This is a genomic window from uncultured Thiocystis sp. (assembly GCF_903866365.1).
In the GTDB taxonomy this organism is placed as follows: domain Bacteria; phylum Pseudomonadota; class Gammaproteobacteria; order Chromatiales; family Chromatiaceae; genus Chromatium.
Window position 1 is genome coordinate 1 of record NZ_CAIPNF010000022.1, and the last position, 11,958, is coordinate 11,958.

Sequence of the window (11,958 nt, forward strand, 5' to 3'; positions counted from 1 at the left end):
ACAGCCAACTGATTCAGATGGTCTTCGTAGCGTTCATGATTTTCGCCCACGAAAATCACCCGGCGGTCGGTGAGTCGATCCAGCAGTGCGTCCATGTCGGTGAGCGACGAGAGATCCAGCACCCGGCTCGCGGTGTCCGGCATCCCGGTCGATACCGGAGGCTGAGCGACCGGCCCGGTCGCGGCGGATTGGGCGAGCGCGAGTGCGCAGAACAGAAGCAGCGGCGCGCCGGTCAGGATGGATGGAGACGGATATGACATCGAGTTCCCCCGGTGGTGTGAAATCGCGGTTTGCGCAAGGGCGCTCCAGAGGGGTCAGTCATGCCGCCCTAGGCCCTCTCGTGAATCGGGATAATAATCGTCATCGAGGATTCGCGCCGCCGGGTAAGGACATTCCATCGGAAAGGTCTCCGGCGAAAGACCGGTCTCCTTCGCTCTTGCCCATGTCGCTGAGTTCCTCCAATAAATGTTCCACATCCAATTCAGCGTAGCGCCCGGAGCGCAGCAGTTCGGCGTTGCGTTGCGCCAAGGCGGAGTAATCGGTTCGATAGAGTGTGCTGAGTTCAGTCATCAATAACCTTTCCTGAAGACCATCCCCAACGGGAAGAACAGCGAGCGATGTTACCGCGGCGATCATCCGCGCCGGGTCCAAGGGTGGTTTTCGGAACAACACGGGCGCAATTGAGTCGTGATCGTCGTACCGGCCAACCGACATCGGTTCGCCATCCGGGATCGCCTTTGGAATAAGCGAATCCATCAACCACAGAACATCCTTGGAGTCGATATCCCATGCCTCAGCCGCTCTCCCTCGCCACCGCCTTTGCCATCGCCTTCATGATCCTGACCCCAACCATCACGCTGGCCTCGTCGCCGTTGATCGAGCACACACTGGATGTCCAGATCGATCCCCCGTCAGGCACGCTGAGAGTTCGGGATCAGATGGGGCTTCCAGACGGCGAAAGCGAGTGGCTGTTGCTGCTGCACGCCGGACTTGACCCAAAGGTGATCGAGGGCGATGCCGAACTGAATCCGGCGGGCAATGTCGAGCACCTGACCCGTTATCGTCTGCGCCGTCACACGCCCGGCCCCGTCACCCTGAGCTATGGCGGGCGCATCCGGCACGACCTGGAACGCATCGACGAGGGCATGGGCCGCGCGCGCCAGTGGTCGCTCGGCACCATCGACTCCAACGGCGTCTTTCTCGACGGCAACAGCGGCTGGTATCCGCGCATCCCCGGCCGGCTGCAAACCTTTCGACTCCAGGTACGGCTTCCCGAGGGTTGGACGGCGGTGTCTCAAGGCGCCGGTCCGGGCGCGCCGGAGACCGGACTGTCCACCTGGTCCGAGACCCAGCCCCAGGATGACATCTATCTGATCGCCGCGCCCTTTCGACTCTATCGCGAACCAGCCGAGGGTTTCGAGGCCCAGGTCTATCTGCGTCGTCCCGACGACGCCCTGGCCCGGACCTATCTGGACGCGACCGCCAAGTATGTCGCGCTCTACTCGGACCTCATCGGCCCTTACCCCTTCGCGAAATTCGCCCTGGTCGAGAACTTCTGGGAGACCGGTTACGGCATGCCGTCCTTCACCCTGCTGGGACCGAGCGTGATCCGTCTGCCCTTCATCGTCGATACCTCCTATCCGCACGAGATCCTGCACAACTGGTGGGGCAATGGGGTCTATGTCGATTATGCAAGCGGCAACTGGAGCGAGGGGCTGACCAACTATCTGGCGGATCACTGGATGAAGGAGCGGGTCGGACAGGGCGCCGAGTACCGTCGCGATACGCTCAAAAGCTTCGCGGACACTGTACGCGACGGCAAGGATTATCCGCTGACCGAGTTCCGCGGACGCCATGGATCGGCCTCGCAGGCGATCGGCTACGGCAAGGGTGCGATGTTTTTTCACATGCTCAGGAAGCAGCTCGGCGACGAGATGTTCAACCAGGGTCTGCGCCGCTTTTATGCGGAGAACCGGCTGCGCGCGGCCAATTATGCCGATCTGCAACACGCCTTCGAGGCAGTCAGCGCGCGCGATCTGCGACCCTTTTTCTCGGCCTGGACAACCCGGCCCGGCGCGCCGCGACTCGCACTGACGGATGTTCGGCTCACCCCGAGCGGCGAGGAATACCGGATCACCGGCCAGATCGAGCAAATCCAGTTGGCGGCCCCCTTCCCGCTTCAGGTTCCGGTCGTCATCCACCGGTCCGCGAGCGATCCGATGACGCTGATCGTCGCGAGCCATGAACGATCGACCCCCTTTGAAATTACGCTGGCATCGGCGCCGGAACGGCTTGCCGTCGACCCGGACTTCGATGTCTTCCGCGACCTGCTCCCCGGCGAAACGCCGGTCACGCTCGGCAATCTCTTCGGCGCGGACCGGGGGCTGATCCTGCTGCCGTCCGCCGCGCCAGCGCCGCTCCAGGACGCCTATCGACAACTTGCCGAAAACTGGCGACAGGGTCATCCGGGGTGGCGTCTCCAATTGGATCGCGAGGTCTCCGAACTACCGGATGACCTGCCCGTCTGGTTGCTGGGATGGGAAAATCGTCATCTCGGGAGCTTTGCGACAGAGGCGCCCGATTTCGCGCTCGACATCGCCGCGCGTCATCTTCAACTCGGAGACACCGCCCTGGATGGCTCGGCCAGCCTGGCCCTGACCCGCTGGCGCGGCAATCAACCGCTGGCCTGGCTGGCGAGCAACGATGCCGCCGCCCTACCCGCGCTCGCCCGCAAACTGCCGCATTATGGCAAATACAGCTATCTGACCTTCACCGGCCCCGAGGCGATGAACCAGCTCAAGGGGCAATGGCCCTCGGGCGATTCGGCGCTTGTTCATTGGTTCTTGCGTGAGTAAAGCATCCTCCGTTCAGGGATGAAACGAGGCGCTGCCCAAGCCGGACCAAGTCCAAGCGAGATCCGCAAATCCAGTTGACGTCGCTCCTGGATGTGTTCGCAAAGGTCATACTCAATCGTATCCTCGCACGGTCATGCGTAACTCTTACTAGAACGCCTCCGCCGTGAATTTCACGAACTCTTCCGTCTTCTCCGGACTGCGCGTGATCACCTGCCAGGGTTCCAGACGCGCGATTTCGGTCTGAAGATCCCTGGCGGTCCTGGCGCCGCACCCAAGAATGTCCTGCACCGATCCGGCAGTTGCTGTCGACCTCGGTGTCGGTCGAAAGAATGATCACCTGCTCGCCCGCGTTGGGAAAATAGTTGTTCACGATGTTGTCGCGGTGCGTACTGTCCAGGCGCGAGAGCGGCGTATCGATGATGATCGGCAGCTTCAGCTCGCTGGTTTGCGCCAGCCCCCAGAGGAGCGACACGGCGAAGACCTCCTTTTCCCCCGCCGAGAGGGCGGACTTGCGGATCTCGTGTCCGTTGCGGTCGGTGATCTTGATCTCGTAGGTCTTGTCGTCGATGGTGATGTCCTTGATCAACCCGCTGCGGCTGGAAAGCAGTCGGTACATCTCGAAGGTCTTCTCCTGGAGCAGATGCACCTTGTTCTTGCGCAGACGCACGACGAACTGATTCAGGACGCTGGCAATGTTGTCGCACTCACCGATGAAGTCCGCCTTCTCCTTCGAGACATGGTGCTTTTCATAGAGCTTCTCGATCTCCAGCTCGATGTCGCGGATGCGCTTGTCGAGCCCGAGACTCTCCTCCTCGACCAGCCGGAGATGCTCGGTCTTGCGCCCGATCTGGGTCGAACCGCTTTCCATGGTGCCCTGTAGCTCCTCGAACAGATCCCGCTCGGTCGGTGTCAGAATGCCGACCTGGCTCATGCCTTCAAGCTGCTGGATCTGCGTCTTGAGGCCGCTCGCCTCTTCAAGTAACGGCTTGATCAGGAAGACATCGCTGTTCTCCAGCGACTCCATGCGATTCAGAACCCGTGCTGCCTCGCGATCCGACAGATCCAGGATCTTGACGGCATCCGCCGCCGGATCGCCTTCCTTGAGCAGCCGGTAGATGCGCCGCTCCAGCTCGGCCATGCGTTCGGCGGAAAGCGTTTCAGTGAAGATCGGCTCTGGTTCCTCGACCACCCGCACGATGCGCCCGGCCAAGTCGGCCGCATGCTCGCGGATCGCCTCGCCGCTGGCCGACTCCCGCTCCGTCTCGATTTGACGTCGGATGCCGTCGAACAGCTTGCCCGCGAGACTGAAGGGCAGCGCCTTTTCGGAGAGCGCGCGAATCTCGCTTTCCACCTGCGCCAACCGGTTCGCGGCAAAGACGCGCTTCTTCTCCTGCTCACGCAGCGCCTCGCGCGACTCTGGAGCGATCTGAAAGGCCGCTTCGAAGCGCTTTCTGGCCTCGTCCAACTGCGCCTTGAAGCCGTCCAGCTCCATCTTCAGATCGTCACGCTCCTTGTGCTTGCGCGCCAGCTTGCTCTTCTCGCGCTTCAGCTCGCTCTGTTTGAAATCCAGATCCTCGTCGGAGATCTCGACAAAGCCTTTCCGCTCGTCCTGCTTGATATAGAGGATGTCGCTCGCCAGACGGTTGATGTACTGGATGCCCAGCGCGGCTTCCAGCGAGGTCTTCAGGCGCACCTCGGAATGGTCATCCGCCGCGATCTCCTGGATCTTCTCGCCGTCGAAAAAGAAAAACTGGGTGATGCCCGGCGGGATCGCCGCGCGGATGAAGTCCTGCCACAGCTCCTGATTCTGCACCGACACCCGTTTGCCGTCGCGCACCACCACCAACCGCTCGGTCAGGTCGCGCGGACGCGGCTCGCTGACCGCGCCCGCCGTCCAGGCGCGCTTGACCACCAACTCCGCGCCGTCATCCATCTCCATGACCAGCTCGAAGGCCACGTTGGCATTGCCCTTGGCCTTCTCGCGCCGGTTGATATTGCGATGGATGTCCTCCGCCTTGCCGCCGTAGAGGCAGTAGGTCACCGCCTCCATGATCGAGGTCTTGCCCGCCCCGTTCATCCCGCCGATCAGGAAGATGCTGCGACCATCCCCGCCCACCGGAAACACGATTTCGGTCGGGAACTGGAAGGACTTGTAGTTCTCGATGGTCAGCTTGCGGAATTTCATCGCGCGCCATCCCTGCCATCCGAAGGCTTGCTCTTGAGAATCTCGCGCAGCGCATCGTAAACCCCGGTGCGGCGGTCCTTCAGCTCGTACTCGCGCACGGTCTCCAGCAGCTTGAGCACCTTGTCCAGACTCACACCGTGCTGTTCGCACAGTTCCCGCAACAGTTGCCGGTCGTCATCGGCCAATGTCATGAAGGCTTCTCCCTATTTGCGAGTGGGCTTACCGGCGGGCAGGTGTTCGATCAGCTTGTCGAAGTCATTACCGGCTCGATCTTGCTCGGCGATCCGCCGTTGGCGGAATTTCTCGTACTCGTCTTCCGCCCGATGCTGCGCCATCTGGTGCGAGATCTTGCCGGCATGGGTCAGGATCTCCCGGTCGTTGATGTTCAGAAAGGCGTCGAGCTTGGCGAGCCAGTCGCCCATATGCATGGGAATGCGGCGCATGGCCTGGCCCTCGGCGAAGATCAGATATTGCTCGACCAGGTTGTTCAGTGCCGCCAACTCGTCTTCGGTCAGATAGCTCTTGGCGATGCCCACGTCCTGCTTGCGGACCTTGGCTCCGCGCCAGTTGGTCAGGCCCATGTTGGGCTGGTCGGCATCGGCGCGAGTGTGGACGATCTCGGCGGCGGTCTGGCCGGTGATGGCCCAGTGCATCTTGTTCTGCACCGTCTGGAAAAAGCGGATGCTGATGTCCAGTGTTGGATCGTAATCGATGCTGGTGGCGTAGATGTCGGTGATCTTCTGATAGAAACGCCGCTCCGAGGTGCGAATGTCCTGGATGCGGCGGGTCAGCTCCTCGAAATAGTCGAAGGGCTGGTCCGGGTTCCGCAGCCGTTCGTCGTCCAGCACGAAGCCCTTGATGATGTATTCCTTCAGCAGCTGCGTCGCCCAGATCCGGAAGCGAGTCGCCACATGGCTCTTCACCCGGTAGCCGACCGAGATGATCATGTCGAGGTTGTAGTGGTCGAGGTTGCGCCGGATATCTCGACCGCCTTCCTGCCGAACCAACAAGAATTTCTTGTTGGTTGCCTCCGGGACTAATTCTCCCTCTTCGTAGACGTTGCGGATGTGCTGGCTAATGTTCTGTTGTGTCGTCTGGAACAGATCGGCCATGAGCGGCTGCGTCAACCAGACGGTCTCATCCGCCAACCGCACGTCGATCTTGATGTGCCCGTCCTCGGCCGCGTAGACCAGGAACTGGCCCCTGGCGTCGTCGTCAGGTGGCTGGTCCTTCTTCATCGTGCATCCTCCCAAATCTCGATCAAGAGATGCCGGACGCAGGATTCCACGTCACGCGGCATAGATCAGCTCCCGCGTCCGTTCGATGTCGGCACGCACGTAGGGGTTGCGCACGGCCCGGTATTCCACTGGATCGATGCCACGCCCGAGCAGGCGTTCCAGCTCGGTTTGGACGCTGAACCAGCCGCCCAGATCGGCCTGCGCATCGGGCGCGAACTCCACGAGGAAGTCGGCATCGCTGCGCTCGGGATCGAAATCCGTGCCGCGCGCGGCGGAGCCGAAAACCTCCAGCCGCGCAACCTGGTAGCGTTGGCAGACATCGGCGATGGCGGAGCGGTGGGCAGCGATCACGGGGTGCATCATGAGGTTCCCGGAACCTGAGCGAGTCGCCCATCCCGCACGGCGTCGACCTCTGCGGCGATCTCGGCATCCGTAAGCATCGCGGCTCCCGGCAACGCCTGGGTGTCCTTGAACAGATCCCGGAACCGGGCAGCGAGCGCGGCACCTTCCTCGTCCTCGCAAATCCGCGCCACATCACCCGATGCTGGAATGGCGAGACCGCCTTTATGTCGAAGCATGCTCGTCTCTCGATTCATTCGTCGTTGGCGGATACTCGTACTTGATGACCCCGTCCTCGGAATAGACCACCGGGACGCCATGGCGCCACGCCTTTTCGCGGGCGCGCAGGGCGGCGCGCTGAAGGGCGATTTCGGCATTGACCAGATCGGGATCGCGTTCGCGCGGGACAGCCGGTGTTTGAGGGTCGGTCATGGATTGACTCCTTCTTCGAGCAGTTGCGGTTGGGAGCCCGTGTTGTCGTAGAGCGCCCATTCGTCGACGAGCGGGCGATAGACACCAGTGAAATTGCGCCAACCGGACTCGTAGCGACGACGCACGACCGTATCGGCCACGGCATGTCCGCCCAAGGCGACCCGCTGCTGGACGCGGCTGATCGCCATCTCGGGCGAGTCCAATCGCAGGAAGTAGAGCTTGACCCGGTAGCCCGATGCACGCCACCGGGGGATCTGGCGGGCATAACGCCGACCGCTGAGGGTGGTTTCAAAAGCAAAGCTGTCGCCGCGCCGCACATGGCGGGCGATCTCGGCGAGCATCAGGCGACCCGCCTTGATCGCCGCGAGATCGGGAGCGAAGGGCGAAAGACCCGCCGCGATCAGATCGGCATTGATGAAGGTCGGACAGGCGGCCTCATTGGGCAGGAACTCCTCGGCAAAGGTCGTCTTGCCGGCCCCGTTCGGTCCGGCAATGATCAGGATCTTCCGCTCGGGCCGGTCGGTCATCTCCGCGCGGCCTCTTCGATGAGTTGCTCGACGCGGGATTTGGCTTGTTCGAGGAGTTGCTCTGACTCATTCCGTTTGGAGAGCGAGCTTTTTACCAACTCAGCAATCTGGCCTTCAGTCTCGTTGCTCAGTCGCGGAACCAACACACGAGCAGCGTCTCTTGGCGCCAGATGCCCATTGGTCGAACCGGTAATCCAGCGATTGAATTGCACTTGTCCAATCTTGTGATCGAGCACGAGCAAAAGGTAATGTGGATCGACCGATTCGCTTGTGCGCAGGCAGAGCAAATCCCCTGAGAAAGCCAGCCGCTCATAGCGCTTTACGATGCCGACTTTTCCAATCGTGGCGCCGGTGATTGCGAGCAGAAGGTCGTCCAATCCCGCCATCGGCGTATCGGCTTTGGGAAAACACTTGGATGCATCAACGATTTCCCGAGCGTTGATATGTTTGATGCTGCAATAGTCAGTCGATCCGCAGGCACTATCAGCCTGTTGGCGACCCTTCTCTGTGCTGCACAACAGCTTACCAAGGTGATCGCACTGAGCATGTGTATGAAGCCAGCTTTCGTAGAACAAGGCATCTGGGGCGAAGCATTGGGCATCGACGCGACCGGCCGAGAAGGTTTCCGACCAGCCAACGGTACTGAAGCGTGCTGAGTAACCAATCGGCTTCTGGAATGTCAGCTTGCCCAGGCCGAGTTCTGACTCAAACACCTGTTCGGCATCGGAATAAAAATTAATTGCCTGATTGTTTAGCGATAGTGCGTTACCGATTAATCTTCGAATCAACTGTTGCTCGACTTCCGGCAGGACGGGTACAAGTAACTTGAAAATGTCTTTTAGAATTAAACCGCCCTGTGCAGTGCCCCGAGAATGCCGAGCTATTTGATACTGTCCAAACTTTCCAAGTAGAAACGCGGCTAAAAATAACGGGTCAACCAGCCCCCCGAGTTGTCGCCTGACAATTCCAATTTTGCAACTGCCCGTGCAAGGAATCGTATTTGACGTGACGACAGAAATCGTTCCGGTACTTGCACCGACGATGCAAATCAAAACGTCTTCTGGCAAAAAATGCGATCGATGCATATTTGCTCGATCGTAGATGTTTCTCGGGATTTGAACTGGCGTGGAATTTTCAAGAAAGAAACCATTGAGGTCTTGCCCACGGTAATAAGGTACGGCACCACCCTCGTCAGTAAACCACCGTGATACTTCCAAATGGTTTCCATCAGAGATTTCGAAATGGCGAGCAACCACATTCGTATCAACACACGAAAGCATCGCTTCCGCTTCCAAGAACCCAGGCTGAAAAAATTCGGCATCAGTGCGCCCATGCGCCAGAAGTGATCGGTGGGTAGCCACACTCCAAACTGCCATCACTCGGCTCCCCAAAAGCTGAACTCCTGGTCCTGCGCAAACCGAACAAACGCCTCTGCCACGCAAAGCTGCTCATCCGGAATCTGGCTCGCATCGGTCAGGTCTTCCGCCCGCAAGTCGTAGTTCACCAGATCCTGATTGACGACCAACTGCCCTTCCTGCGGGTGTCCGTCCGGAAAGTCGATCAGGCCGCCGTCCGCGTCGAGCATGTATTCATAATCGCCGGAGTTGTTCTTACCCCCGCGCTCGCTGACGGCCATGAAGATGGGGTAGTCGAGCTGCTTGGAGACCTCGGCGGCGATCCAGCGTTCCTTGAGGGTACCGATCAGGTCGTCGTCGGCCAGGATCAGTTCCAGCCGGCCGCGATTGGTGAGCTGTTTCAGATCGCGCTCGGCCTGGGGGATACGGGTCTCCAATGTCTTGATCTCGGCCTTGATGGGTTTCTGGGCGGCCTTGTGTCGCTCCTTCAGCACCTTCAGGCTCACCTGATAGCCTTGCCTGACCTCCTTCACGCGCGAGCGAAGCTCACCCTTCTCGCCGCTCCAGCTTGAACTGATGGCGTCGATCTCCTGGTCTTTCCGCAGTTCCAATGCCTCGCGGTCGCTCTCCAGATCCATCAACCGCTGTTTGGCCTTCAGCAGCGCGGCCCTGAGGTCGTTCAGCCGCTCCTCGGCGAGCGCGACGCGGTCCTCATCGGCGCTGGCTGTCTCGGCGTCCTCGCTGTCGTCCGCCTCCTCCCCGTTGCCGTTGGTGACTTCATCGGTCTCGGGTTCGCTGAAGGTCTCGGCGATCAGATCCGCCACCGCCTCGGGGATGACGTCCTCCGGCACGTCGGCGGCGGCTGCGTGGGCGGCCAGCAGCATCCTGATGTCGGCCGCGTAATCCGGACAGGCGACCGCGACCTGGTCGTGGACCTGGGCGATTCGGTCGAGCTGGTCCTGGGTGTATTTCTGCACGAAGAGCACCGAGGTCTTGGTGCCGGTGTGTGGCTTGAAGGTGTTGGGGTGCAGCCCGACCACCGCCAGCAGCCGGGCCTTCTTCAGGATCCACTCGCGGATGAAGGCGAGCGAGGAGTTGTTGAATTTGCCCTGCGGCAACACGATGGCCGCGCGTCCGCCGGGCTTGAGCATCTTGAGGATGCGCTCGATGAAGAGGACATCGCGCTCTTCCTTGGGGGCCTTATCGTCTCCCGCACGTTTGAGGGCTGGCTTGGCCAGCTCATAGCGCGTCAGCATCCGGCGATCCTTCATCTCCCCCGCGAAGGGCGGATTGGCGAGGATCAGGTCGAACTTGAGCGCGTCGAAATATTCCCAGGCTTTGTCCTCGTCGGTCAGGGTTTCGTGGTCGGGAATGGGCTTGGCGGTGAGTCTGGCTTGCCGCAGACCCTGCATCAGGGCCTGTCCCGAGGCGTTGTCATACCAGGTCCGTGGATCGAGACTGCTGACATCGGGGCCGAAGATATTGGTGTGACCATCGCCGGCAATCAGCATCAGGGCGCGCGAGGTCTTGGCGGCGCGCTGCTCGAAGTCGATCCCCCAGAGGTATTTGGACGCATAGCGGTGCTTGCGCAGTTCGCGCTGATCGTTGTCATGGGCGGGATAACACCAGTCCATGGCGTGCAGCAGAAATCCCCCGGACCCGCAGGCGGGATCCATCACATACTCGGTGCGCTTCGGGTTGAGCATGCGCACGCACATCTCGACCACATGACGCGGGGTGAAGAACTGGCCCTTCTTCTTCTTAGCCTCGGTGGGAAGCAGGTATTCAAAGGCATCGTCCATGATGCGCAGGTTGGAACCCATGAGGCGCACGCCCTCGATGGGGCCGACGCAGACCTGAAGATGGCGCTTGGCCAGCTCGATGTCCTCGCCCAGCTTGAAGATGCCGGGCCATTCGTCACAGGCTTTGTGAAAGAGGCTGTTGATCCGATCGAAGGTCAGATCGGAATCGACGACCAGCTTCTCCTCCCCGTTGATGATCCGCCGGGCCGTGACCTTGCCGAACTCGACCGTCTTGTCCTTGCGGTGCTCCTGCGCCTCTTTCTCGTCCCAGATCTTGGCGAAGATGAGCTTGAAAATTTCGTTGAATTCGTCCTTGCCGCTGTCCGCCAGGACCAGCTCTTCCAGATCCTGGATGATCTTCTTAAATTTGAAATCCTGCTTGAGCTGCAACAGCGTCTTCTTCGCCGCTACCACATCCGCCGGTGATTGATCCCGCTTGGGAAGATCGAAGAGGGTATCGTCGTAGTCGTTCGGATAAGGCCGATAGAGAATGATGTTGTCAGCCCCATTGGACCAGACGGCGACCGGCGCGCCCTTGGCGTTCATGTAGCTCTTGAGCTGCTCGATGCCGTCCTTCCGCTTGGGCCGCTTGCATTCGATGATGATCTTAGGCGTGGTCTTGGTCGCGTCGGTGTAGACGATGATGTCCGCCGACTTGGTGCCGATCTCGGTGCCGAACTGAACGCTCTTTTCCAGGTCGATCTGGTCCGGTGAATAGCCGTACTGATGGATCAGCTTGTAGACCCAGAGCTGGCGAACGATCTCCTCCGGCGCCGACTTGCCGCCCTCGACATAGACCTGGACCTCCTCGGCCCCGGAGGAAAAGGGGATGAAGCTCTTCAGGAAATACTTGGTTTTCCCCGCATCCTTCCCGGTGGCGACGACCTTCGGATAGATCGCGAGGATCTCGTGAATGGGCTTGCCGAGGCTCTCGAACTCGGTCAACTCGTACTGGATGCCGGGCTCCTTGAAGATCCTGTCGATGATTTCCTTGGTCTGCATGGTGACTTGTCCGTTCATTGGGTGTCGTCCGCCTCAAGGCCCCTGTCTTTCCACGATTCGCGGGTGCTCAGGGTCAATCCAGGGGGTGGTGCCTTTCGATAATGTATCCTAACAGGGCCGAGCACCAAACTGATCGATCTTGTCCCAGAACTGCGTCCAGCGCCCCGTGGATTGCACGAGCGCGCGCAGGCTCAAGACAATCTTGGCGCCCTGGTGTTTCCAG

Annotated in this window: 11 protein-coding genes and 1 pseudogene; 1 reads left to right on the forward strand and 11 read right to left on the reverse strand. The window is 60.4% G+C overall.

All coding sequences use genetic code 11. The features are described 5' to 3' along the window. Together QZY07_RS01005 and QZY07_RS01015 are read right to left on the reverse strand one after the other, a co-directional pair. Nucleotides 1–260, reverse strand: a pseudogene (locus tag QZY07_RS01005) (iron-regulated protein); the annotation flags it as partial. Nucleotides 261–360: 100 nt separating this feature from the next. Then, nucleotides 361–756, reverse strand: a complete 396-nt coding sequence (locus QZY07_RS01015; protein ID WP_295399099.1) for a DUF29 family protein — start codon at nt 754–756, stop codon at nt 361–363. Between the two features lie 32 nt (nt 757–788). Here QZY07_RS01015 and QZY07_RS01020 point away from each other — a divergent pair, with 32 nt between their 5' ends. Next, the gene (locus tag QZY07_RS01020; protein ID WP_295399101.1) at nt 789–2,855 is read left to right on the forward strand and encodes a M1 family aminopeptidase; all 2,067 of its coding nucleotides are present in this window, start codon (nt 789–791) and stop codon (nt 2,853–2,855) included. On the opposite strand, the gene dndD is transcribed toward QZY07_RS01020, so the two are convergent. The 9 genes from dndD to QZY07_RS01065 are packed head-to-tail and all read right to left on the reverse strand — an operon-like array spanning nt 2,797 to nt 11,753. Beyond that, nucleotides 2,797–5,040: a DNA sulfur modification protein DndD gene (gene dndD, locus QZY07_RS01025; protein ID WP_295399103.1), complete on the reverse strand. Its 2,244-nt coding sequence runs from the start codon at nt 5,038–5,040 to the stop codon at nt 2,797–2,799. The genes QZY07_RS01020 and dndD overlap by 59 nt on opposite strands. Continuing rightward, nucleotides 5,037–5,231, reverse strand: a complete 195-nt coding sequence (locus QZY07_RS01030) for a DNA modification system-associated small protein (RefSeq protein WP_295399105.1) — start codon at nt 5,229–5,231, stop codon at nt 5,037–5,039. The genes dndD and QZY07_RS01030 overlap by 4 nt, the downstream gene beginning before the upstream one ends. 12 nt (nt 5,232–5,243) lie before the next feature. After that, a complete protein-coding gene (locus QZY07_RS01035; protein ID WP_295399107.1) occupies nt 5,244–6,278 on the reverse strand; it encodes a virulence RhuM family protein in 1,035 nt (344 codons plus the stop codon). A 51-nt stretch (nt 6,279–6,329) separates the two neighbouring features. Further along, nucleotides 6,330–6,638 carry a nucleotidyltransferase domain-containing protein gene (locus QZY07_RS01040; protein ID WP_295399109.1) on the reverse strand — a complete coding sequence of 103 codons (309 nt, stop codon included), beginning with the start codon at nt 6,636–6,638 and terminating at the stop codon, nt 6,330–6,332. After that, nucleotides 6,638–6,856, reverse strand: coding sequence for a hypothetical protein (locus QZY07_RS01045; RefSeq protein ID WP_295399111.1), 219 nt, complete (start codon nt 6,854–6,856; stop codon nt 6,638–6,640). The genes QZY07_RS01040 and QZY07_RS01045 overlap by 1 nt, the downstream gene beginning before the upstream one ends. Then, a complete protein-coding gene (locus tag QZY07_RS01050) occupies nt 6,843–7,049 on the reverse strand; it encodes a hypothetical protein (protein ID WP_295399113.1) in 207 nt (68 codons plus the stop codon). The genes QZY07_RS01045 and QZY07_RS01050 overlap by 14 nt, the downstream gene beginning before the upstream one ends. Next, nucleotides 7,046–7,576 carry a zeta toxin family protein gene (locus QZY07_RS01055; RefSeq protein WP_295399115.1) on the reverse strand — a complete coding sequence of 177 codons (531 nt, stop codon included), beginning with the start codon at nt 7,574–7,576 and terminating at the stop codon, nt 7,046–7,048. The genes QZY07_RS01050 and QZY07_RS01055 overlap by 4 nt, the downstream gene beginning before the upstream one ends. Next, entirely contained in the window at nt 7,573–8,952 is a 1,380-nt protein-coding gene (locus QZY07_RS01060; protein WP_295399117.1) for a hypothetical protein, read from the reverse strand. Before QZY07_RS01060 ends, QZY07_RS01055 begins: the two co-directional genes overlap by 4 nt. Next, nucleotides 8,952–11,753 carry an N-6 DNA methylase gene (locus QZY07_RS01065; protein WP_295399119.1) on the reverse strand — a complete coding sequence of 934 codons (2,802 nt, stop codon included), beginning with the start codon at nt 11,751–11,753 and terminating at the stop codon, nt 8,952–8,954. The genes QZY07_RS01060 and QZY07_RS01065 overlap by 1 nt, the downstream gene beginning before the upstream one ends. Between the last annotated feature and the right edge of the window lie 205 nt (nt 11,754–11,958).